Annotated in this window: 20 protein-coding genes; 5 read left to right on the top strand and 15 right to left on the bottom strand. The window is 33.1% G+C overall.

Going from position 1 to position 24,493, the window contains the following annotated elements; all coding sequences use genetic code 11:
• Window positions 1–17: 17 nt before the first annotated feature.
• From EYY60_RS07385 to EYY60_RS07370, 4 genes are all read right to left on the bottom strand, one after another.
• Complete coding sequence (locus tag EYY60_RS07385) at window positions 18–758, bottom strand: LytTR family DNA-binding domain-containing protein (protein ID WP_132988742.1); 741 nt, start codon at window positions 756–758, stop codon at window positions 18–20.
• Window positions 759–907: 149 nt separating this feature from the next.
• Window positions 908–1,348 (bottom strand): GNAT family N-acetyltransferase, encoded by a 441-nt coding sequence (locus tag EYY60_RS07380; RefSeq protein WP_132988824.1) that lies wholly within the window; start codon window positions 1,346–1,348, stop codon window positions 908–910.
• A gap of 35 nt (window positions 1,349–1,383) precedes the next feature.
• Window positions 1,384–2,013, bottom strand: coding sequence for a hypothetical protein (locus EYY60_RS07375; protein WP_132988741.1), 630 nt, complete (start codon window positions 2,011–2,013; stop codon window positions 1,384–1,386).
• 328 nt (window positions 2,014–2,341) lie between these two features.
• Window positions 2,342–3,517, bottom strand: coding sequence for a DUF5018 domain-containing protein (locus tag EYY60_RS07370; protein WP_132988740.1), 1,176 nt, complete (start codon window positions 3,515–3,517; stop codon window positions 2,342–2,344).
• 230 nt (window positions 3,518–3,747) lie between these two features.
• On the opposite strand from EYY60_RS07370, the gene EYY60_RS07365 reads away from it, so the two are divergent.
• Entirely contained in the window at window positions 3,748–5,040 is a 1,293-nt protein-coding gene (locus tag EYY60_RS07365; protein ID WP_132988739.1) for an aminopeptidase P family protein, read from the top strand.
• Between the two features lie 62 nt (window positions 5,041–5,102).
• On the opposite strand, the gene EYY60_RS07360 is transcribed toward EYY60_RS07365, so the two are convergent.
• Together EYY60_RS07360 and EYY60_RS07355 are read right to left on the bottom strand one after the other, a co-directional pair.
• Entirely contained in the window at window positions 5,103–5,618 is a 516-nt protein-coding gene (locus EYY60_RS07360; RefSeq protein WP_132988738.1) for a ferritin, read from the bottom strand.
• A gap of 89 nt (window positions 5,619–5,707) precedes the next feature.
• Complete coding sequence (locus EYY60_RS07355; RefSeq protein ID WP_026728297.1) at window positions 5,708–6,061, bottom strand: hypothetical protein; 354 nt, start codon at window positions 6,059–6,061, stop codon at window positions 5,708–5,710.
• Window positions 6,062–6,240: 179 nt separating this feature from the next.
• On the opposite strand from EYY60_RS07355, the gene EYY60_RS07350 reads away from it, so the two are divergent.
• The gene (locus EYY60_RS07350) at window positions 6,241–7,044 is read left to right on the top strand and encodes a TIGR00266 family protein (protein ID WP_132988737.1); all 804 of its coding nucleotides are present in this window, start codon (window positions 6,241–6,243) and stop codon (window positions 7,042–7,044) included.
• A gap of 168 nt (window positions 7,045–7,212) precedes the next feature.
• On the top strand, window positions 7,213–7,989 hold the full coding sequence (locus EYY60_RS07345; protein ID WP_132988736.1) for an alpha/beta fold hydrolase: 777 nt from the start codon (window positions 7,213–7,215) through the stop codon (window positions 7,987–7,989).
• Window positions 7,990–8,547: 558 nt separating this feature from the next.
• Here the strand turns inward: EYY60_RS07345 and EYY60_RS07340 are convergent.
• The 7 genes from EYY60_RS07340 to EYY60_RS22495 all read right to left on the bottom strand — a co-directional run bounded on the left by EYY60_RS07340 (window position 8,548) and on the right by EYY60_RS22495 (window position 19,451).
• Window positions 8,548–9,222: an ATP-binding cassette domain-containing protein gene (locus tag EYY60_RS07340; RefSeq protein ID WP_132988735.1), complete on the bottom strand. Its 675-nt coding sequence runs from the start codon at window positions 9,220–9,222 to the stop codon at window positions 8,548–8,550.
• Between the two features lie 292 nt (window positions 9,223–9,514).
• Complete coding sequence (locus tag EYY60_RS07335; RefSeq protein WP_132988734.1) at window positions 9,515–12,280, bottom strand: PD-(D/E)XK nuclease family protein; 2,766 nt, start codon at window positions 12,278–12,280, stop codon at window positions 9,515–9,517.
• A gap of 63 nt (window positions 12,281–12,343) precedes the next feature.
• Complete coding sequence (locus EYY60_RS07330) at window positions 12,344–13,822, bottom strand: OmpA family protein (RefSeq protein ID WP_132988733.1); 1,479 nt, start codon at window positions 13,820–13,822, stop codon at window positions 12,344–12,346.
• A 113-nt stretch (window positions 13,823–13,935) separates the two neighbouring features.
• A complete protein-coding gene (kbl, locus tag EYY60_RS07325) occupies window positions 13,936–15,129 on the bottom strand; it encodes a glycine C-acetyltransferase (protein ID WP_132988732.1) in 1,194 nt (397 codons plus the stop codon).
• A 79-nt stretch (window positions 15,130–15,208) separates the two neighbouring features.
• Window positions 15,209–18,367, bottom strand: coding sequence for a UvrD-helicase domain-containing protein (locus tag EYY60_RS07320; RefSeq protein ID WP_132988731.1), 3,159 nt, complete (start codon window positions 18,365–18,367; stop codon window positions 15,209–15,211).
• A 139-nt stretch (window positions 18,368–18,506) separates the two neighbouring features.
• On the bottom strand, window positions 18,507–19,112 hold the full coding sequence (locus tag EYY60_RS07315; RefSeq protein ID WP_132988730.1) for a lipoprotein signal peptidase: 606 nt from the start codon (window positions 19,110–19,112) through the stop codon (window positions 18,507–18,509).
• Between the two features lie 204 nt (window positions 19,113–19,316).
• Window positions 19,317–19,451, bottom strand: coding sequence for a hypothetical protein (locus tag EYY60_RS22495; protein ID WP_262711201.1), 135 nt, complete (start codon window positions 19,449–19,451; stop codon window positions 19,317–19,319).
• Window positions 19,452–19,631: 180 nt separating this feature from the next.
• Here EYY60_RS22495 and EYY60_RS07310 point away from each other — a divergent pair, with 180 nt between their 5' ends.
• The gene (locus tag EYY60_RS07310; RefSeq protein WP_132988729.1) at window positions 19,632–19,988 is read left to right on the top strand and encodes a roadblock/LC7 domain-containing protein; all 357 of its coding nucleotides are present in this window, start codon (window positions 19,632–19,634) and stop codon (window positions 19,986–19,988) included.
• A gap of 34 nt (window positions 19,989–20,022) precedes the next feature.
• A complete protein-coding gene (locus EYY60_RS07305) occupies window positions 20,023–20,403 on the top strand; it encodes a hypothetical protein (protein ID WP_132988728.1) in 381 nt (126 codons plus the stop codon).
• A 254-nt stretch (window positions 20,404–20,657) separates the two neighbouring features.
• Here EYY60_RS07305 and EYY60_RS07300 read toward each other — a convergent pair whose 3' ends face one another.
• Entirely contained in the window at window positions 20,658–21,038 is a 381-nt protein-coding gene (locus EYY60_RS07300; protein ID WP_012022792.1) for a TraR/DksA family transcriptional regulator, read from the bottom strand.
• Window positions 21,039–21,048: 10 nt separating this feature from the next.
• Window positions 21,049–24,450 carry an isoleucine--tRNA ligase gene (gene ileS, locus EYY60_RS07295; protein ID WP_132988727.1) on the bottom strand — a complete coding sequence of 1,134 codons (3,402 nt, stop codon included), beginning with the start codon at window positions 24,448–24,450 and terminating at the stop codon, window positions 21,049–21,051.
• Between the last annotated feature and the right edge of the window lie 43 nt (window positions 24,451–24,493).

The raw sequence follows: 24,493 nt of genomic DNA, 5'->3' as shown, positions 1-24,493 counted from the left end.
TTGTTTTAGGTACGAAATTATAAGGCCAATAAAGTTTCTTTATAATTTTTTGAAACCGGAAGTTCTATTTGGGTCAAAATAATTGTATTTGGATTTCTCCAAGATTTAAAATGCGAAGGATTTATTAAATGCGAACGATGTATTTGAACCAAAAAATCAAAATCATCTTGAACTTTTTTAAGCGACGACCGAATAAGTTTTGAATGGAGTTTGTCATTTTCGATGTAAAAAATCTCAACATAATTCTGTGCATTCGAGATACAAACTAAATCGGATTTTTTGATTTTTAGAATATCTAATTTGTTTTCTCCTTTAAATAACAAAATATCCTCTTTTATAGGAATGAGTTTAAGCAAATATCTTCTTGCGAGAATAATTACCGGAGTTAAAATCAAGGCGACTTTTATAAATATTACCGAAAAGAATTGGTAAAAAGTATATCCGCCATTTAAAATTGGGCTTTTGTAAAAAGCAAAAACTCCAATTAAATACATTAAATAAAAGAGAAAAATAGCAACAATTTCTAAACTAATACTCCATTTCTCAATTCTTTTATAAAAGCTTTTTTGAATAATTGCCAAAAGGCCATAACATAAAAACGCCATAACGCTAAAACCAAAACTTATAAAAAGCCAAGCTTTGAAATTTATAGTTCCGTCGTCAAAAGGTTTTATAATGAAAGCAAAAACGAAAAGCCATAAACTTATGAGAATGGCAATTACCAAATGATGCTTTATTGATGAATTTAGTTTATACATTCTAATCGTTTTTTTCACAATCTTGTCATTTCGACCGAAGGGAGAAATCACACTAGTGACTCGACAAAGATTGGTGATTTTGCATGCGGAGCTTCTTGTGTGATTTCTCCCTTCGGTCGAAATGACAAACTAGACTGATAATTCTTGATTTACCTATAAATCGTAAACTTATTGTGACTCAAAGTAAAACCTAGATTTTCATAGATTGCGACATTTTCTACTCGTTTTTTATTTGTTGTTACTTCAATACTTTTTAGATTATTTTTCTCTGCAAATTCTAGAATCTCATTTAACAATAATCTTCCAACACCTTGACCACGATATTTTTGATGAATAAAAAACTCTTGAATTTCACCAACTAATCCGCAGTGATGAAGAAGATTTTGAGTGTGAAAACTAATAAATCCTAAACCTTCATTTTCATTTTCGACAATTAGATACAGATTTTTTGGGTTTGAAATGTTTTCATTGAAAATTTCTTTGAAAACTTCAAAATCTAAAATTTCATTTTCGAGTTCGCAGATTGATTTGTAGACGAAGTCTAGGTCTTGAATTTTTATTTTTCTGATTTTGATTCCCGACTTTATCATCTTCAATTAAATAAAGAATTAGCAATATTAATTCATTAATACATTTTTGAAAGACTCACACTTCTATTGCCAATTTTTATTTGTTCATCGATACCTACTAACCATTCAATAGCTATAAATTTCGAACAATCATTTTTTAGTTCATTAGACCAGTCAATCAAAATTGCAGCACCTTCAGTTTTAATTTCATCTTTAGCAAACTCATATGTTTTAAAAAAACAAGAAGCACCTTCTCCTCTTAAATCAAAAACCACATTTTTTGTTTTTGAAAAAACAGCTGTTAATGAAAGCCTTTTTTGTTCACTTATTCCTAAATCTTTTACTTTAGTTTTTTTAGTAAAAGTATCTATTTCAAAAATTTTCGATACAATTGGAGCATTTACATTTGCATGCTTTTTTAAATAATGTTCCACTGTAATTGGATTGAATATTTTTTTAGAAATCGATTCTTTAAAAGGTTCTGCGAAAGTTAAAGGTTTTATTATTTTTACATTTTCGTGTTGAACTTTCCCTGTAAAAACAGCAATCAATTGCTCTTTCATATCATCAAAATGACATCCTACTTCCAAATACAAAACAACCAACTCTCCTTCTCTCAACTCAAAAGGCGGTATAAAATATTGATTGGTTCTTATTCCTTTACTTTCAATTATTAGTTCTTTCATTTTTACCTCAATAATTCATCACAATATACAAAATTGGATAATTAAAACATTATTCAACCATTAAACGTCTTGTGAAACCGTAAGCGCGAGGGATAGAGGCGGTATCTCCCGATTTATAAAAACAAGGCTTTTTAGCCGTAGTTTTTATAAATCGGGAATATAGCCGAAAGCCCGGCCCGGAGGGACACGCCATTATTAAGATTCTGAGATGCTAAGACTTTAAGTTGCTAAGTTTTTATAATTGTGGTTTGAAATATTCGAAGTTTCAAAAGCAAAATATAATGCATAAAAAAAAGCGAAGTTTAAATTTTAAACCTCGCTTTCAGAATTACTCTTTACCTTCTAATTCAATATTAAAATGCCATTCATGTTTAGTCCAAACGTTTGCATCATCAAGAGTATTTTTTTTGCTTATTTTAGATTCTCCAGAATAACCGCTGTTAAAACAGAATCCAGTTCCTGAATTGGTGTTACCTGAACTGCTTGCTGTAACCCCCAGTTTTTCGCCATCAACCAAATACCAATAAAAGTTGTATGTTTTATTTGCTTCTAAAAACAAATTAAGTTTTTGAAGATCAAATGGAATAAAACCGCCATTGAATTGTGCAGAAATATCTGTTGTTGTAGTCGCTAAAACATTTAAGCTTGCATCTCTAACAATTAATTTCAATGTTACTGGCTTATTGTATGCTTGTTTCTCATTGTCATATGAAAATCCTTCGCGAAGGTGAATCCTGAAAGTAGAAGGAACTAAATTTTTATTTACAATTACAGTTTGTCCAGTTCCCACATTTCTATCAAAAGCCACTATATCTGGTGCATTATTTCTGTTATCTCCACCAAACCATTTCCAAGCATTTGCTTCAGAACATGATCTTGAAATGTAGCTGTCCATAAGCTGTAATTTTACTTGATATACTTTTTCTACACCTGATTCCGACTTAACTGTAAAATTTACTGGTGCTGAATAATCTTTTATCGTGTTAGGATCTGGCGTTATCGTGGCATGTTTTGAAAACTTAATTTCGACAATTAAATTTTTAAGGTCGTTGCTCTCCGGAATTCGTTTTGTTACTAATCCTGTTTCCTTAGCAATATCTCCACTCAACACTAAATTTGGCGTTTTAACATTTGCCTCTAAAATAAAATTATCAGTGCTTAATTCTCTTTTTATATCTACGTCATAATTTTTTATTTCGCCATTTTCAGCTGTAACTACAAAAGCTAATGGACCCGTAATAGATTTAATGGTTGCTGGATCTGGACTTATTTTTGCTCCTTTTGGAATCGCAATTGTTAAGTTTATGTTTTCTAGTTCAAACGTACTTTCTACAGAACCTACGATTGATTTTTCGCCAATTACAAAATCCTTAGCTACATTTTCTCTTGTTATAGAGAAAGATTGGATTTTGTTATCAGAACTTAACGTTACTTCTGAAACACAAGAAGTCATTAAGACAGCGATAAAAAGGAAGATTCCAAATAGGTTAATTTTATTTTTCATGAATTATTTGAGGCTGTTTTATTTGCTGCAAATATTGTTCTTTACAAAATCATTTCTTTACGGGAAACCGTATTTTCATATAAAATGAGAAAAAAAACCTTTTTCATCTGTGCAATCTGTGGCTAAAAAATTAGAACCAAAACAAATAAGAAAACTTTAATAAATCTAGTATATGCCACTAATTCAAAAATCATTAATTTTGAAATTCGAAGTTCAAAAACGAAATAATTATGAAATATCATCAAATAAACAGCGCTCTTTTTGTAAAAAACCGCAGAAAATTCATGGCAGAAATGAAACCTAATTCGGTTGCCGTGTTCAATTCAAATGACATTTACCCAATTAGTGCCGACAGTACTTTGCCATTTGCACAACATCGAGATATTTTTTACCTGAGTGGTGTAGATCAAGAAGAAAGCGTTTTGCTTTTGTTTCCGGATGCGCCTTATGAAAGCCAAAGAGAAATTCTATTCCTGAGAGAAACAAACGATCATATCGCAGTTTGGGAAGGTGAAAAACTGACTAAAGAACGTGCTTTTCAGGTTTCAGGAATTAGAACCGTTTATTGGTTGCAGGATTTTCATAAAGTTTTGAACGAAATGATGACGTATGCCGATACGATGTACATCAACACCAACGAACATTACCGCGCAACTGTTGAAACTGAAACTCGCGAAGCTCGTTTTGTAAAATGGTGGAAAGAGCGTTATCCAGCGCATAATGTTGCAAAAAGCAACCCAATTTTACAAAGACTTCGTTCTGTAAAAGAAAGCGAAGAAATCGATTTGATTCAGCACGCTTGTGATATTACAGAAAAAGGTTTCCGCAGATTGTTAGGATTTGTAAAACCAAATGTTACCGAATATGAAGTTGAAGCTGAATTAGCACACGAATTCATTCGTAACCGTTCTAAAGGTTTTGCATATACGCCAATTATTGCTTCTGGAAACAATGCGAATGTTTTGCATTATATCGAAAACAATCAGCAATGTAAAGAAGGTGATTTGTTATTATTAGACGTTGCTGCAGAATACGCAAACTATTCAAGCGATATGACGAGAACAATTCCAGTTTCTGGACGTTTTACAGATCGTCAGAAAGCGGTTTACAATGCTGTTTTAAGAGTTAAAAATGAAGCAACTAAAATGTTGACTCCAGGAACACTTTGGAAACAATATCACGTTGAAGTTGGTAAAATCATGACTTCTGAATTACTTGGTTTAGGTTTAATAGACAAAGCCGATGTTCAGAACGAAAATCCAGAATGGCCAGCTTATAAAAAATATTTCATGCACGGAACGTCTCACCATTTAGGACTTGACACGCACGATTACGGTTTGCTTCACGAGCCAATGAAAGCAAATATGGTTTTCACGGTTGAGCCAGGAATTTATATTCCGGCAGAAAAATTCGGAATCCGTTTAGAAGATAACGTTGTGGTTCAAGAAAAAGGAGAACCTTTCAACTTAATGCGAAACATTCCTGTTGAAGCTGACGAGATTGAAAGCTTGATGAATGAATAGATAAAAATAAAGCCCTTAATAAAATCATTAAGGGCTTTTTTAATTTTATAAATCGTTTATTATCAGATTTTTGCGATCTGTACATCTAATTGGAATTTACCAGCAGCTTCATTTTCATCGATCAAATCAAAAAGCTCTAAGGCTCTTCTAGCGTTTTTCTCTTCTTCTCTCTGCTCAGCAACATACCACATCATAAAATCCTCTGTAGCATAATCGTTTTCAGCTCTACATTTTGCGATTACTTTATTCACTGCTTGTGTAACTGCAATTTCGTTTTGCAAAGCAATTTCAAATACTTCTCTTAAAGAAGCAAATTCTTGCTGCACTTCAGGAATAGATGGCGTAACAGCAATCCCTCCCATATCTGTAATATATTTGAAAACTTTTAAAAAGTGCTCTCTTTCTTCTTCGGCTTGCTTGTACAAATAAGATGCTGTATTGGCATAACCATTTCTATCCAACCATGCTGCCATAGCTAAATATTTGTTAGAAGCATCGCTTTCTAATTTTGCCTGTAAGTTCAATATATTTTCTACACCTTCAACTAATGAAGTACGTGTTCTTAGTAAATCTTTCATAACCTTAAATTTTTATACGTGTAAAATTACAAAAATTAAAGCAGGCATATCTAACTGCCTGAAAATTTGGATTTAATCTAAGTAAGAATCTAAATAAGCTCTACGTTAACCGTATTACAAAGCAGAGAATGTAAATTGAGGGTGAATTTTGTTCCGTTTAATAAATCTCTTAATTGCACTATTTCGCAAATGGTAAGATTTCTGGAAAAATTTCTTTTAGTAGTTTCTATTAACTGTGCATCAGATTGATCAGACAAGTCATAAAGCATGTTAAGAATGTCAACGCTATTAACCTTTCTTTGAAAAATCAAAAAGTCGTGAATTTTATAACTTGACACAGTATCAACAAAATTGATAATTATACTATTGGTCAAATCACATTGATAACTGTATCCTTTTTCTGTTTCAAATAATACTTTGGTGGTCAAATCACTAACTAGCATTCTAATAAAATATAATAACGACGCAAAAATATATAATTCCAACCAATTAAACACATAATTAAGACTAATTTAAAATAACAAAGTCTGTTAATGTTTTTAAAAACAACTGAAATGCATTAAAAACTGTAACATTCTAAAGCATCCTGAGTCTAATTTTAAAAACAAATAACTTAGAAATCATGCAAGCACACGAAATAGATTATCAGATTTTTGGAGAAGAAATGCAATATGTCGAGATCGAGTTGGATCCGCAAGAAATAGTAATTGCCGAAGCTGGCAGTTTTATGATGATGGAAAACAATATCCAGATGGAAACCATATTTGGAGATGGTTCTCAGCAACAGGGATCAGGTTTGTTTGGCAAACTTTTAAATGCTGGAAAAAGAGTTCTTACAGGCGAAAGCTTATTTATGACTGCATTTTTAAACCAAGGCAACACCAAAAGCAAAGTTTCTTTTGCATCGCCTTATCCAGGAAAAATTCTTCCAATTGATTTAACAGAATTTCAAGGCAAATTCATCTGTCAAAAAAGTTCATTTTTATGTGCCGCCAAAGGCGTTTCAGTAGGAATTGAATTTTCTCAAAAACTAGGACGTGGTTTATTTGGTGGTGAAGGCTTCATCATGCAGAAAATCGAAGGAGACGGAATGGCTTTCGTACATTCAGGAGGAACAATGGCTAAAAAAGTATTAGCTCACGGCGAAGTTCTAAAAGTAGATACGGGATGCATTATTGGCTTTACCAAAGATGTAGATTATGATATTGAATTTATTGGCGGAATCAAAAATTCAATTTTTGGTGGCGAAGGATTATTTTATGCCACTTTAAAAGGTCCGGGAACAGTTTACATACAATCGTTGCCATTCTCAAGATTGGCAGACAGAATAATAGCATCGGCACCAAGATCTGGAGGAAACAGTCGCGAAGAAGGAAGCTTGCTTGGCGGATTAGGAAATCTGCTGGATGGAGATAATCGATTTTAATTTAAGAATGGCTTTCAGAAACGAAAGCCATTTTTTATTAGATCACAAATAACATTCTGCCATAAATAAATTTATTCCTATTCTAAAGATTTCCCAATTAAATCAAGACATTTCGATATTTTATTTCAGCTTTCTTAACTTTGCCCTTCACAACAAAAAAAGTTCATTTTGAAAACGCTTATATACAAAAACACCAAAATATCGTACTCAGATTCGGGAGAAGGAAATGCAATTGTATTACTTCACGGCTTTTTGGAAAACAAAAAAATGTGGACAGAATATGTCGATCTTTTCTCAAAAAACAACCGAATTATTACAATTGATTTATTAGGTCACGGCGAAACTGAATGCTTGGGTTATGTCCATGAAATGGAAGATAACGCCAATGTTGTCAATGAAGTTTTGGAACATTTGAAAATTGAAAAAGCCATTATTCTAGGTCATTCAATGGGCGGTTATGTTGGTTTGGCTTTCGCCGAATTATTTCCAAACAAAATCAAAAAATTGGTTTTGCTGAATTCTACTTCAAAAGAAGACACTGCCGAGAAAAAACTAAACCGAACTCGTGCGATAAAAGCAGTAAAACAAAACTACATAGGTTTTGTAAGCTTAGCTATCGCAAATTTATTCAGTGAAAATAACCGAATTCGTCTTGCTAACGAAATTGAAAAAGTAAAAGAAGAAGCCTTAAAAACACCTTTGCAAGGAATTATTGCCTCTCTGGAGGGTATGAAAATCAGAAAAGACAGAGAAAGTCTTTTACACCAAAACCGTTTTCCCGTTTTGCTTATTTTAGGAAAAAAAGATCCTGTCCTAAGTTATGAAGACAGTCTTTCACAAATTGAAGACACAACTGTCGAATTGGTTTCTTTTGAAGACGGCCATATGAGCCACATTGAAAACAAAGAAGAACTCAAAAAAATCCTATCCGATTTTTTCAATTAAAATAACTAAACAAATCTTTAAAAATCAGAAAAGGCCATTTCGAATAAACATCGAAACAGCCTTTTCTTCTTTTGTGGGGGCAAAAAATTATAATAAAGCAATCATGTCTTCTAAAATTTTGGCAAAATTGCTGTTGTTAATTCAATATTGGTTTTCTTTTTAAGAAGCGTCAAAGATATTTTAATTAACATTATTGTGCGATAAACACTTGTTAAAAATTCATCTAAAAACGCTCTTTAAATCACTTTTATTTATAGTATAATAATTCGCATTTATTAAAAGAAGATGTATAAAAAAATCCAACAAGAAAAAGAGATTTGTTTAAAAACGTAACATTTTCTTTCATTAAATTCATTTGAAAAATTCATAATTTCATGTAAATAACACAAAATGAAGTTTTTAAAACCGATTTTTCCAAAAAAAGACAAAATAAAAACGTCAGGATAACGTCGGTTTTGAGTTAAAAAAGAAAAAGCTTAAGTTGAAAACAAAAACACAAACAACAAATGTAAAAGACACAAAAAGAAAGACTTCTTTAAAAATATTTAATTACAGTTTTTAAATAAAAACCATATCGGAAAGATATCCTTTCGCTACGAGTTCACTTTTTTCCTTTATTTGATGTGTCTTCCCGTCTTTAATTAAAACAAGCTTGTCTGCAATTTTGATTACATTCTGATAGTTGTGATCCGTAACAATAATCCCTTTTTTGTTTAAGTTGACATTAATCATTTCGGTAATCTTTTCAATCATCAACGGAGAAAGGCCATTATAGGGTTCATCCAGCAAAACAAACAAGGAAGGATTAGAAAGCACAAGCTTTACTTCGAGATAACGCAACTCACCGGTCGATAAATGTTTGATTTTTTTCCCAAGCAAGCCTTTAATAAATTCATCTTCACAAAAACTTATTCTATTCTTTTTATCAATTGATAACGAAATGACTTTTTGAACAGACAAGTGATTTGGTAAAAACTGATCTTGCCCTAAATAACTAACCATATTCATCAGTACATTTTTAGCATTTAATGAATCTGAATTTATCCTTACACATCTGTCAGGAGCAGGTTCAAGTCCTGCTACAATTTTCAACAAAGTTGATTTTCCAGAACCATTTCGTCCTAATAATCCAATAATTTCAGAAGTCTCGCACTTTAAATAAATATCTGAAAGAATTGATCTTTCGTCAAACCTCTTCTGAATTCCACTGATCTCTAAAATATGTTTATTCAAAATAATTTATTTTTCAAAAAGATGATCAAACCAAATAAAACCGCCGTGAAAAAAGTCAAAATATAACTGAAAATCAAAAGTTGCAATTTAGAAACTCCATTATTGAAATAAAACAAATAATCATTCTTTCGATAATATTCCTTATAAATCACGCTAGCAATAAAACCAAAACTTAGAAAATATATAAAGAAATAGTCAAAACCGCCTAAAAAAACAGCACCAAAGCAAACTAGCAAATTCACCCACAAAGTGGTTTTAAAAAACTCCAATACATTTAAAAATTTCCTCATTATTAATTTGTTTTCTCTTCAAAAGGAATTGCAACATCAAAAATTTCATTTAAAAGCAAAACGATTTCTTCCAAATAAGAATTCAGAATTTGATGTGAGACAATCATATCCAAATCTTTATCATCTTTGAATGCAAAAGGCAAAAACCCAGACTTTAGATTTTTAAAAGAAATAATCCCAACTTCTATTGGCATTTCTCCTGCTTCTTTTTCAAACATAAATGCATAAGCCAAAACTTGAATAATTTTATCATTTTTAAGCTCTTTAGCCAACCCATTCCATGTTTTCAATACAACATTGTTCTTTTCAACTTTTCCGGTCTTATAATCAATAATTCTTATTTTCCCGTTTCGTTGTTCGATACGGTCGACATTTCCCTTTATGAGAACCGGAAATGGCAAACTTGGATGTACTAATTCACGTTGATAAGTCTGTTCCAAAGCAATGATCTTAATTGCATCTCCATTTTTAATTGCCTCTAATTCCATTTTCAGAAAATTAAAAACATTTCGTTTTGCCACTTCAAAAGCCAAAAGGTTTCGACCTTTTTTAATTTCGCCTTCTTTATAAACTACTTTAAACTGCTTTAAAACCTCGTCATCAAGAAGCGTAAAACATTTTGTAATATCTTCTTCTGATATAAACTTCCCAATAAAAGGCTCATAAAGTCCTTTTAGAGTTTCGTGAATAATAGTTCCGAGTGTATTTAGAGCAATATTTTCCTCCACTTCTTCAACTTCACGAATGCGAAGTATTTTTTGAAAATAAAAATCAATTGGATTCCGAATATAACTTGTCAAAGCTGACGGAGAAAAACCTGCTGTAGCAATTTCTTTCAAACGAACCATAACTTCCTCCGATTTCGGAATCACCATAGGAAGATAAGCTGTTGATGGCAAAACGGGATTATAAATATCAAAAGTCAAATTATGCTTGATCTGTCTTTCAACTTCCAACTGCGTAATAAATCGGCTTCTTTCCCCAGCATCTAGCCCATCGTTTTCAGTATTGTAAATCAGATAAATATTTTTTGCTCTTTGAAGTAAATGATAAAAATGATAGGTATAAATAGCATCTTTTTCTTTAAAAGTCGGCAAGCCCAATTCCTTTTTCACATCATAAGGAATAAATGAATTTTGAGACTTTCCAGCCGGAAACTTTCCTTCATTCATTGACGTGATAATTACCGTATCAAAATCCAATACACGGCTTTCAAGAACTCCCATTATCTGGAGACCGCGCAAAGGCTCTCCTTCAAACGAAACTTCAGCAACATCAATAATTTGCTTGTAAATAGCATGAAGCGTATCAATATTATCAATGTGATTATGATTGGAATAATAATTAATCAGTTTGTTTATTACCTTAAAAACAGCATAAACAAAAGATTTTGCTATTTTTTCTGCTTCATTATCATTGTCAAAATTCTTCTTGATCAAAAGCAGAAGTTCTGAAATATTTTCAAGAACCGCTACTGAACCATTTTCCCATTTATTGAAAAGCATATCAAACAAGTCCGAAGACTTTCCATATAGCTCAACAATCCTGTTTTGAGTAATAAAAGTATAGTTATTCTCTTTGATAATTCTCACTAAATGGCTGGCATTTGCATAAGGCGCCACAAGAGGATGCGTTAAAACATCCAAAACATCCTTGTAATAAAACACATAACTTTCTCCCTTTCGTGAAAGCGCATTTGTATGCATTTTAAACAATTTTGCAATCAAGATTTGAGAAGGATTGTTTTTCCCCGAATAACCCATGGTAATATTCAATGCACCTACTGAAGAAGGCAGCGAATACAAAACCGGAATCAGCAAATTTTCTTCTCCCAAAACAACAGCAACTTTGTCAAGTGATCCCAGAGGATTTTCATCGATAAGTTTTTCTATAATACTTCCTGCTATTTTTGCCTGACCAATAGTTTTTGGAGACCCAATCACTTGAATGTTTTTAGATTGCGAAAAATCATCCACAATCCATTCAAAAGGATGAAATTTATAATGCTTCCAACTTTCTTTAAATCGTCTTAAAAAAAGACCGGCATCGTGATACGGATCATTCAAAAAGGTCTGATCTGCATCCCAGTATATTTTCGCTTGATCTAACGCTAATAAATGCTGCACAATTTTTTCTTCTGCCGCATTCAAAGCATTAAAACCTGCAAAAATAAAAGATCGATTAGCAACTGAATTTGAAAAATGATTTAGATTGTTTACTGCCTCACGATAAATCAATCCTTGATATCCAATACCTTTGTTTAGCAAATGATTATACAATGCATCATAATACAAAGGCAACAATTTCCAGAAGTCGATATAATTTTCTAAAAGTTTTGTTTTATTTTCAACCTCAATGCCCCATTTTTTTATATCCTCAATATCTTTTAAATAAGACAAAACATGAATCGGATCGAGAAGATATCGATCGATCTCATTAAAATCTTGTAAAAGTGTTTTTGCCCAATTCGCGAATAATTCAAAAGATTGTTGATGTTGCTTTTCAGTAACAGACAAATACACTTCGTAAAATTCAAACAAGAGCTCAATTGAATCTACTGAACGTATTGAAGCTACATCTTGTACAAAATCCTCAATACTAATTATCTCTGGCGAAAGAATTGTTTTTTCAGTCTGTTTTTTTAAAGCTTCGATTAAAAATACTTTAGCTCTTTTATTAGGCAGGATAATTGTTGTTTCATCAAGCTTTCTTCCATAATCCTGAACAACTATTGTAGCAATTTTATCTAAAAAAGAATTATTTATCATTTTATAAAAATAAAAAAAGCCATTCAATTAAGAATGGCTTTTAAGTATTATTTACAAAGTAAATTATAGTTTACCTTGGTATTTAGAACCAATGTGTCTAATTTCAGTTCTTCTGTTTTGTGCTTTACCTGCAGCAGTTTTGTTACTTGCAACTGGTTGGCTAGAACCAAATCCTTTAGACTCTAAGTTTTCTGGGTTAACACCTCTTTCGATTAATGCATCCATAACAGCTTTAGCTCTGTCTTCAGAAAGTTTTTGGTTGATTTTAGCAGAACCTGTACTATCTGTGTGTCCTTCGATAGAGAATTTCGCGTTTGGATAGTTTTTAAGGATTTCTTTAATAGCATCTAATCTAGCTGGAGTTTCTTTGTCACCAGTTTTGAAAGTAGCTTTACCTGAGTTGAAGTAAACCGCTCTTGCTTGAACTTTAAGATCTTCTAAAGCCTCAGAAGTTACTTCTGGACAACCTCTGTTACTAGCAGGACCGTAAACTGTAGGACAATCGTCATCTTTATCAGCAACACCATCTTTATCAGCGTCTAAGAAAGGACAACCACCGTTTTCTTTTGGACCAGCAACTGTAGGACATTTATCATCTTTATCAGCGATTCCGTCTCCGTCAGTATCAGGACAACCTTTTAAAGCAGCTAAACCAGCAACATCTGGACAAGCATCATCTTTATCAGCAATTCCGTCTCCGTCTGTATCAGGACATCCGTTTAATGCAGCTAAACCAAATACATCTGGACAAGCGTCAGAAGCATCAACGATTCCGTCTCCGTCTGTATCAGGACATCCGTTGAATTGTTTTAAACCAGCAACATCTGGACAAGCATCATCTTTATCGTAGATTCCGTCTCCGTCTGTATCTTTACCTCCGAATTTGAAGATAAGACCAGCTGTGTGTTGGAAGTGAGATGGAGAATCGATTTCTCCATTATAATCATTTCTTCCAGGAACACCATCACCAGCAGCAACTGCCCATTTGTATTTTGTAGCCAATTCAAGACCAATAGCATCAGTAAACCAAAAAGTAACTCCTGCACCTGGGTTTACAACACCAAAACTATCATCACCTAAGAAAACATAACCTCCACCAATAGATAACGAAGGATCAATTACTTTAGATTTGATTAATTCTTGGAAGCTGTATTTGATAGTAGCATCAATTCCGTAGTACATTAAATCACCAGGATTAGTCACCACATTACCTCTTCCATCATGCCCTGGAGCAGTTGGTCTGAAATAAACTGCTTTATCAATTTTGTTTACAGAACCTTGCAAACCAACAGAGAAACCGTGACCAACATATCTAGACACTCCAATATAAGACAAAGAAGGCAAAATGTTCCAGTTGTCTTTTACTGCAAATGGCTGAGAAAAGTGCTGATCAAAGAACCCATGTCCTGCTCCAGAACTTGTTCTAGTATCCACTGCATTAACTCCAAAAGAGATCGCCCATGGATTGTTGCTGTCTTGTGCGTGAGAACTTAAACCCATCACCATCATCACAGCAACTAAAAGTTTGTTAAGATGTTTCATACTTAATTTTTTTAATTACAATTTAGTTAATTACAAGCAAAAGTAACACCAAATTTTTTAAATACAAAATGAAATGTTAAAAAAAACCTACAAAAATTTACAGAATATGGTAATTATATAACTTTTAACATTTTGCCTGTTAATGTAAAGGCTTCTATCGCCTTGTCCAAGTGCTCTTTAGTATGCGCTGCAGAAAGCTGCACTCGTATTCTTGCCTTATCTTTTGGAACCACAGGAAAAAAGAATCCGATTACGTAAATTCCTTCTTTTAGCAATTCATTGGCCATAGTTTGTGACAATTTTGCATCATATAACATAACAGGAACAATTGCAGAATCACCATCAATAATATCAAAACCGGCTTTTTTCATACCTTCTTTAAAATAGTTGGTATTCCATTCCAATTTATCTCTTAGGGTAGTATCTTTTTCTAATAATTCAAAAACCTTAATAGAAGCACCAACAATCGCGGGAGCCAATGAATTTGAAAACAAATACGGTCTTGAACGCTGACGCAAGATCTCAATAATTTCTTTTTTCCCTGTTGTATAACCTCCCATCGCGCCTCCTAAAGCTTTACCTAATGTACCTGTTATAATATCAACACGTCCCATTACGCCTTTCGCTTCAAGAGTTCCTTTGCCTGTTGCACCAATAAATCCAGCAGCATGACATTCGTCAACCATTACCATCGCATCGTATTTGTCTGCTAAATCACAAATTTTATCTAAAGGAGCCACTAAACCATCCATAGAGAAAACACCATCAGTAACAATCAACTTAAAGCGAGAACCAGCTTCTGTAGCTTTAATCAATTGCTGCTCTAAATCTTCCATATTGCTGTTTTCATAGCGATAACGAGCCGCTTTACACAAACGAACTCCGTCTATAATTGAAGCATGATTTAGACTATCAGAAATAATTGCATCGTTTTCTCCTAATAATGGCTCAAATACACCACCATTTGCATCAAAAGCCGCCGCATACAATATAGTATCTTCTGTCCCATAAAAATCGGCAATCTTTTTTTCTAAAGTCTTGTGAATATCTTGTGTTCCACAAATAAAACGAACAGAAGACATTCCAAAACCATGAGTATCCATTGCGTCTTTTGCTGCCTGAACAACTTCAGGGTGAGAAGAAAGCCCTAAATAATTGTTCGCACAAAAATTCAAAACAGTCTCTCCTGTTGAAATTTTAATTTCAGCTCCTTGAGCTGAAGTTATGATACGCTCTTTTTTGAAAATTCCATTTTCTTCAATAGTCTGCAATTCATTTTGCAGATGCTCTTTAATTTTACCGTACATTTCCTTATATTTAAAACGTTAAAAATTAACAACTTAACCATAAAAAAGTCATTAATTCTTTAACTTCTGATTAATTTTTTCACAAATTTACTACATCGATTTCGGTCCCTATATACACCAAAGCCTTTTTTAACACTTTATATCCTAAATCTTCAATAGCATCTTGATATTCTTGAATTTGTTGCTTGTATTTCGGATTTATTGCGCCCGTTTTATAATCCAATAAATAAGCATTTTTAGCAGCAGTCAGGACAACCCGATCCGGTTTAAGGATTTTTCCTTCTTTTTGAACTATCGTTTGTTCGTTCAAAATTTTATTACTCCCTTCAAAACAAACACTCAATTCAGAATGATTTACAATTTCTTGTAGTGTTTTAAAAACCTGATCTTTCTGATCAAGCCTTATCAAACCTCCTTCAATTGCTTTAGTAATTGCCAATTCAACATCAGATTTATCTTTGATAAAAGCTAAAATCTCATGAATGATATTCCCATAAGATATCGCTTCCTGCTGATGCGTCCCCCACATTAAAGCCTCGCGCTGCGCAATTTTTATATTTTTTGGATTTAAAACTTCTTTTACAATTGGAATTTCTTTTACAGAATTAATCACTTCAACAGAAGCTGATAATTTCACCGGATTCCCAAATTCATACTCCAATTTTTCTGGGTCGTAAATATTCTGGCGAACCAAATATTTAATAAAAAAAGAAGCCATATTATTTGGGAATTCACCATCTTTTCTCTCTTTCAAAGATTGCGAAATAACATACAACTGCTCTTCTGCACGTGTCAAAGCCACATATAAAACATTGATATTATCCAGAAGCTCTTCTTGTTTTTTCAAATTAAAAACTGCCGAAGCACTTTCGCCAAAACCTTCGACCGCACTGCTGTTGTCAATCAAAGCTTTGGGAACATCTAAAGCTGCATCTTCGGTGTCAAGCCATAATTTATCTTTTGGCTTTCGATTATAATCTTCTTCGGCAAAAGGCATTATCACGACCGGAAACTCCAAACCTTTCGATTTATGAATCGTCATAATTCGGACAGCGTTATTTCCTTCTGGCGACGGAATACTAAATTTCTCTGCATTTTTTTCCCAGTAAACCAAAAAATCAGCAACGCCAGCCTGATTTCTGATATCTCTTTCTAAAACTATATCCATAAAAAACTGGACATACGCATTTCCTTCAGAAGGCAAAATAAATTTAGAAATAATGATTTCTACAGCTTCATATAGTGACTTTTTCCGAACATCTCCAAAAGACAACGAAACATCAAAAGTCAAAAGCCATTTTTCAAAATCAGCTTCAGATTTATTTGCCATTCCTTGAGCAATAAAATCATGAATTGGCATTTCAGAATTTACATTTGAAGCCAAAAAATGAAGAAAATTTGCTTTCGACTCTAAATCAGCGCTATTGTTCAAATATTTTAAAAGATGAATAATTAGTCGGACTTCTGTCGCATTTTGAATCATTAGAGTTTCCGAAGACAAAAGCGGAATATTTTGTTCTGTCAAATAATTTGCGATCGCAATTCCTTGATCTCTTTTTCGGGTCAGCACAACGATATCTCTATATTGAAATCCTTCTCGAACAACTTTCAAAATCGTATTTAAAGTTGCTAAAACATATAAGTCTGATTTTTCAAGCGCCTCATCCTCATCATCTGAATCTGTTTTTTCAATAATAGGTAGAAATGAAATATTTACATAACCGCCTTCTTTTGAATTTGCATTCTGAAAGCTGTGATTTTCATACAAATCTTTATAATCTTCATTTGAAAATTCCGAAGCAATAAGCTTGAAAAATTTATTGTTGAAATCAATGACTTCACTATAACTTCTATAGTTAGTATTTAAATGCCGAATTTGCTTATCTGGATTATTAAATGGATTTGTGTCTTTACTAAGTTCAATAAATTGTTCTGCTTTTCCTCCGCGCCAGCGATAAATAGATTGTTTTGGATCACCAACAATCATTAGTGTTCCTTTATTTCCTAAATCATCTAAACCAGAAAGCGAATTGTCAATCAGCGGTATTAAATTTTGCCATTGCATTTCAGAAGTATCCTGAAATTCATCAATAAAAAAATGACGATACCGCTCACCTAAACGCTCATAGATAAAAGGCGCAGGCTGATTTTGAATTTCGCGATGGATAATTGCATTGAATTCTGAAATCGACAAAATATTTTGTTCCGATTGAATTTTTGCCAACTCATTGCTCACTGTATTTAGCAAAGAAAGCGGCGTTATATTTTTAAGAAAGGCTTTGTAAAAATCTCTTTTTTCAAAATTCTTATAAATCTTGCTTAAAATCTGGAGCAGTTCTGGAATTATATTTTCAATTAAAGCCCTGTCTTTTGCAGTTTTATTAATCGCAATATCATCGAACTCGTGAAAAGTCTTGTTTCTTGGATTGAATTTTCCGTCACGAATACTTTCTAAATGATTTGGAAAAGTACCGCGAGAAAATGATTTTAAATCAATTCCGTTTTTATCGATTAATTCAAGTGCATCTTTTGCCCAATTTTCATTCTCTAACTCTAAATCTTTGCAAAGAGCGAGCATTTTCTTTTTGATCTCAATAAACTCTTCGATCGATTTATCGTGAAAATGCAAAATCTCGTTCCGATTATTTTCGTTCAAAACCAATCTTCCGGTTTCCAAAATTTCACGAGAAACATCCCAACTTTTGTCGTCATCGGTTTTTTCCATCGTAAAATCGATAAGCAATTTTGTCAAAGTTTCATCTTGGCCAGCTTGGGCAATAATGGCATCAACCGCTTCAACCAATAGATTTTCAGTATCCAATGTAACTTCAAAAGTCATTGGAAGATTTAAATCATGAGCGAAAGCGCGAATCACTTTATGGGTAAATTTATCAATAGTAGAAATATCAAAAGCAGCATAATTATGAATAAGATGCTTTATAATATTTTGAGATTTTGTTTTGATTTTAATAATCGAAAGTCCAGTTTCTCGAGACAAATCCTCCATTAAAGCAATGGATTTTTCTGAAGGTTCATCTTTTGCAAATTCAGACAAACTTCCAACAATACGGCTTTTCATTTCATGAACCGCTTTATTGGTAAAGGTTATCGCCAAAATATTTCGATAAGCATCATTTTTTGGCGAAGAGAGAATAATTTTAAGATATTCTTTAACCAAAGTATAGGTCTTTCCAGATCCTGCAGAAGCATCATAAATAGAGAAAGACGGACTTTGCATAGTTAGTTTTTTTGTCTTGTAAAAATAACACAAAATATTTAACCCTCAATAATGAAAAATTCCAAATTCCAATATCTGTTTGCTGCGAATGCCTCAAATATTGGAATTTGGAATTTTGAAAATATTGGAATTTTTAAATTTATGAATGCTTTGGGAAAGCCCTTTTATTGAAAACTAATAAAATACCAACTCCTGTAGAAATCGCTACATCGGCAACGTTAAAAATAGCATTGAAGAATGCAAAATGTTTTCCTCCAAAAACAGGAAGCCAAGTTGGCAGATTTCCTTCCCAAATCGGGAAATAAAACATATCAACCACCAAACCATGAAACCAAGTTCCGTATGGATTAGGAGAAAAAAGCGTTGCAACATTATGTTCGCTTCCGTCAAATATAACTCCGTAAAAAACTGAGTCTATAATATTACCCGCCGCTCCGGCAAAAATTAATGCGATTGCAACTATCAAATAAGTAGAATGGCGCTTTTTAACTGCATCTGCAAGCCACCACCCGATTCCGAAAACGGCAAAAATCCTAAAAACTGTCAAAATCAGTTTTCCATATTCTCCAGGAATTTTTGTCCCCCAAGCCATTCCTTCATTTTCAATAAAGTGAATTTTGAACCACTCAGCTCCCATCACTTTTACTTCATCACCAAGAAAAAAATTTGTTTTGACATAAATTTTTGACCACTGATCAACAATTAAAACTAGGAATATAAGGAAATACGCTTTTCGTAATGACATTTTATAAATTTTTGATGGGCAAAAATAACAATTAAATCAAAAAAAACGCTCCATATAGAGCGTTAATTCTTTTACAATAATAGCAATTACAGCTTAAACATATATTTTAAGCCACAAAAAAGCATATTTCTTATCTGAGACGTTTGCAGAAGCCTATGGAGTCTTCGTAAAGAGGCCAGAAATAGATTTTAACAAACCTTTGTTCTATTTTTCTGTATTTGTCTTTTTAGCCTCGTCCTTTTTAATATCTGCCTTCAATTTTAAACGCATTTTTTCAAAATTCTTCATTCTATGTTCGACATCAGAATTCATATCTTTGAATTTCAATATTTTAGCCATAATATAAGTTTTTTATATTAAAACAAAATAATTAACAGATTGATACTACAATGATACATAATTTAATCTATATTTGTTAATAAAAATTTAACAATTGTTCACTTAAAAACACAGAAAAAGCCCCTAAACAGCCATCAGCCTTAAAACAGTTCAACAAAAACTTCTAAATCCTACAAAAAAATGAATGAAATAACTTCTACTTTAAACGATTTTTTAGTTAATACCAAATCCACCTCTGCATTAATTTTAAACGGAAAAGGAAAAATGATTACTTCGTTGCATGTTGATTACAGCGACAGCGTAGCCGCAATGAGTGCCGCTATTTTATCAATGAGTGAAAAGTTTTTGACCGACTTAGACAAAGGCGCTCTGAAACAGCTTCTACTAAAAACTTCACAAGGAGTTATGGTTGGAAACAAAATCAGCGGTACCAATTTTGTAATTGCTTTTTCTAAAGAAGGAAGCAATTTAGCTTTATTAATGCGTTCAACAGAAGAATTATCAACTGAGTTGAGCAAGAATTCACTATTGAAATAACATAAATCTATTAACCCAACAAACCCACTAAATTATGAGCAACGATTTTTTAAACGTGTTTTTGAATGAAATGAAAACCAACGTAAACGGCTTTATCGCTGTAGCAGTAACAGAAATTGAATCTGGATTAAGTTTTGGCAATTTAACAATTGATTCTGAATTTGATCCAGAATTGGCTGCCGCATACAACCTTGAAGTTGTAAAAGCTAAATTGAATGCTGTAAAAGCCTTAGGTCTAGATCAAAATATCGAAGATATTTTGATTACACTTACAAATCAAATTCACATTATCGACATTTCACCAAACAAAAAATTCATGATTTACCTTGCAGCAGATTCATCTAAAGCAAATCTTGGAATGACAAGAGCCATTTTAAGAAAACACAAAGCTGATGTTGAAAAAAATCTTGCATAACAATTTTACTTAAAAGAAACCGCCTCTAACTAAGGCGGTTTTTTTATGAAATTATTCTAAAAAATCTTAGGCCATTCTGCTTGTTTTTATTCTTACAAAAAAAGCAAACCTTAAAACCAACTGACTTCATTAAATTATAAATAATTTCGCTCATAAATCCCCATTATATGGTTATTTTTTTCGCACGCAAACATTAAACAAAAAAACGCCCCTTTTTAGGAGCGTTTTTTGTTCTATCTAAAGATATTTTATAATTATCTCTGCAAGTTTTTAGCTTCGATACTCATTGTTGCATGAGGAACGATTTTAAGCCTTTCCTTGCTAATTAATTTACCTGTTACTTTGCAGATACCGTAAGTTTTATTTTCTACACGGAATAAAGCATTTTTTAAGTCACGAATGAATTTCTCTTGTCTGATAGCCAACTGAGAGTTTGCTTCTTTAGACATGGTCTCACTTCCTTCTTCAAAAGCTTTAAAAGTTGGAGAAGTATCGTCAGTTCCGTTATTCAAATCGTTCATATAGGCACTTTTGATCAAATCAAGATCTTCTTGTGCTTTTTTAATTTTTGCTTGGATTATCTCTTTGAACTCCGCTAAGTCAGCGTCTGAGTATCTTGTAATTTCATCTATCATGGTATTATACTTATTTTGAAATTAATATCATTGTTCTAATATCATCAAACTCAATTTCTGTGCCGTTTTCTAAAGTATCCACAAAAACCAAATCATCTGTTAGTGTCTCAGACTTAATATAGTCTAAGTTTTTCAAAACTGCATCTTCTAAAATGCTGTCTCTCTTTATCTGTACCTTAATTTTATCAGTAACTTCAAATCCTGAATCTTTACGGATATTCTGAATTCTGTTTACTAATTCTCTCGCGATACCTTCATTTTTCAATTCTTCAGATATTGTAATGTCAAGTGCAACCGTAATTCCGTTTGAATTTGCAACCAGCCAACCTTCAATATCCTGAGATGTTATTTCGACGTCTTCTAATGATAAAGTTACATTATTTCCAGAAATAACAATATCTAGCGTTCCTTGCTTTTCCAGCTGGTTGATCTGATCTGCAGAAAAGCCTTGTATCTCCTTAGAAATCAGACCCATATCTTTACCAAAACGTGGTCCAAGAGCTTTAAAATTTGGCTTAATCTGTTTTACCAAAATACCTGAAGCATCGTCTAAAAGTTCGATTTCTTTCACGTTTACTTCGGCTTTTACAAGGTCAGAAATCGCCTCGATTTCAGCACGCTGATTATCGTCAAGTACCGGAATCATTACCTTTTGCAGAGGTTGACGAACTTTGATCATCTCTTTTTTACGTAGTGATAAAACCAAAGATGAGATCGTTTGAGCCTTCTGCATTTTGCTTTCTAACGTTTTATTAACAAAGTTTTCGACAAATTTCGGGAATTCAGCCAAGTGAACACTAGCAAAATCCTCGGTTCCCGTAGATGATGTCAAATCTCTGTATAATTTATCCATAAAAAATGGAGCTACTGGAGCGCTTAATTTACTGATTGTAAGCAAACAAGTATAAAGCGTTTGGTAAGCTGCAATTTTATCTTTTGCATATTCTCCTTTCCAGAAACGACGACGACACAAACGAACGTACCAGTTACTTAAGTTTTCCTGAACGAAGTCAGAAATGGCTCTTGTAGCTTTCGTTGGCTCATAATCTTCATAACATTCGTCAACAAATTTGATTAACGAATGTAATTCAGAAATAATCCACTGATCGATTTCTGGTCTTTCGTTTAACGGAATCTCAGCTTCAGCATATTTGAATCCGTCGATGTTTGCATATAACGAGAAGAACGAATAGGTATTGTAAAGTGTTCCAAAGAATTTACGTTTAACCTCAGCAATTCCTTCAAGGTCAAACTTCAAGTTATCCCACGGATTTGCATTCATAATCATATACCAGCGTGTAGCATCTGGACCATTTTCTGCAATGGTTTTAAATGGGTCTATGGTATTTCCTTTACTCTTAGACATTTTAATTCCATTTTTATCCAAAACAAGACCGTTTGAAACTACATTTTTGTATGCAATTTTATCAAAAACCAAAGTTCCAATAGCGTGTAATGTATAGAACCATCCACGTGTTTGGTCTACTCCTTCGGCAATGAAGTTCGCTGGAAAATCTTTGTTTCCATCAATTTTGTCTTTGTTCTCAAAAGGATAGTGCCATTGTGCGTAAGGCATTGCCCCAGAATCGAACCAAACGTCGATTAGATCACTTTCGCGCTTCATTGGTTTTCCAGAAGCTGAAACCAAAGTGATGGCATCAACAACATTTTTGTGCAAGTCAATTAAATCATAATTTGACTCAGACATATTTCCGATTTCAAATCCTTTAAATGGATTTTCTTTTTGGAAACCTGCTTCGATTGATTTTTCGATTGCATTGTACAATTCTTCAACAGAACCGATAATAACTTCTTCTGTTTTATCTTCTGTTCTCCAAATTGGCAAAGGAATACCCCAATATCTAGAACGAGATAAGTTCCAGTCGTTAGCATTTTTAAGCCAATTTCCAAAACGTCCTTCACCAGTAGATTTAGGTTTCCAATTGATAGTTTCGTTCAGGTCGAACATTCTATCTTTTACGTCGGTTACTTTAATAAACCACGAATCTAATGGATAGTATAATAACGGCTCATCTGTTCTCCAGCTGTGTGGATAACTGTGCACGTATTTTTCAACTTTAAAAGCTTTGTTTTCTTCTTTAAGACGAATAGCGATTTCAACATCTACAGATTTCTCTGGAGCTTGTCCTGCATCGTAATATTCGTTTTTAACGTATTTACCAGCCAAATCACCAACATGAGAAGTGAATTTTCCTTGTAAATCAACCAAAGGAACTGCTGTTCCGTTTTCATCAAGAACCAACATTGGCGGAACTTCTGGTTTCGCTTCTTTTGCTACTTTAGCATCATCTGCACCAAAAGTTGGCGCTGTATGCACGATTCCTGTTCCATCTTCTGTTGTAACGAAATCTCCTGAAATTACTCTAAATGCATTTTCAGCATTTTGATATGGCAATACATAAGGCAATAATTGCTCGTAACGGATTTCTACTAAATCTGCTCCTTTTGCTTCGGTTAAGATTTTGTATGGAAGTTTTTTATCACCGTTTTTAACATTGTCAAAATCAGCGTCATCTTCACTTACGAAATATCCTTTTCCGAATTGTTTTCCAACTAAGTTTTTAGCCAAAATCACATTGATTGGCTCAAAAGTATATTGATTGAAAGTTTTAACTAAAACATAATCGATTTTTGGACCAACTGTCAAAGCGGTATTTGATGGCAATGTCCAAGGAGTTGTCGTCCAAGCTAAAATGTGAATATCCCCAAAACCTTGTAAAAATCTTGGAAGCGTTTCTGGTAAAGTTTTAAACTGCGCTACAATTGTAGTATCTGTAACATCTCTATAAGCTCCAGGCTGATTTACCTCGTGAGAAGACAATCCTGTTCCTGCTTTTGGTGAGTATGGTTGAATTGTATAACCTTTGTACAACAAACCTTTATCGTAGATTTGTTTCAAAAGCCACCAAACAGACTCCATATATTTTGGTTTATAAGTCACATATGGATCATCCATATCAACCCAATACCCCATTTTTTCGGTCAAATCATTCCATACGTCAGTATAACGCATAACGGTTTTTTTACACGCTTCGTTATATTCTTCGATCGAAATGGTCTTGCCAATATCTTCTTTTGTAATTCCTAATTCTTTTTCGGTTCCTAATTCAACAGGCAAACCGTGAGTATCCCATCCAGCTTTTCTTTTTACTTGAAAGCCTTTTTGAGTTTTATATCTGCAAAAAATATCTTTAATCGCACGTGCCATTACGTGGTGAATTCCAGGTAATCCGTTTGCTGAAGGTGGGCCTTCAAAAAATACGAAAGGCTCAGCACCTTCGCGAGTTGTCACACTCTTTTCAAATATATTTTCTTTCTTCCAAAAATCAAGAACTTCAGACGCTACAGTTGGTAAGTCAAGTCCTTTGTATTCAGTAAATTTTGTACTCATTTTATCCTTTTCTTAAACGAGGTGCGAAAGTAAGGAATTTTGA

This window comes from Flavobacterium zhairuonense, from assembly GCF_004352915.1.
Taxonomy (GTDB): domain Bacteria; phylum Bacteroidota; class Bacteroidia; order Flavobacteriales; family Flavobacteriaceae; genus Flavobacterium; species Flavobacterium zhairuonense.
The sequence above is the reverse complement of the archived record's forward strand: the minus strand, read 5'-3'. Positions and strand labels throughout refer to the sequence as shown.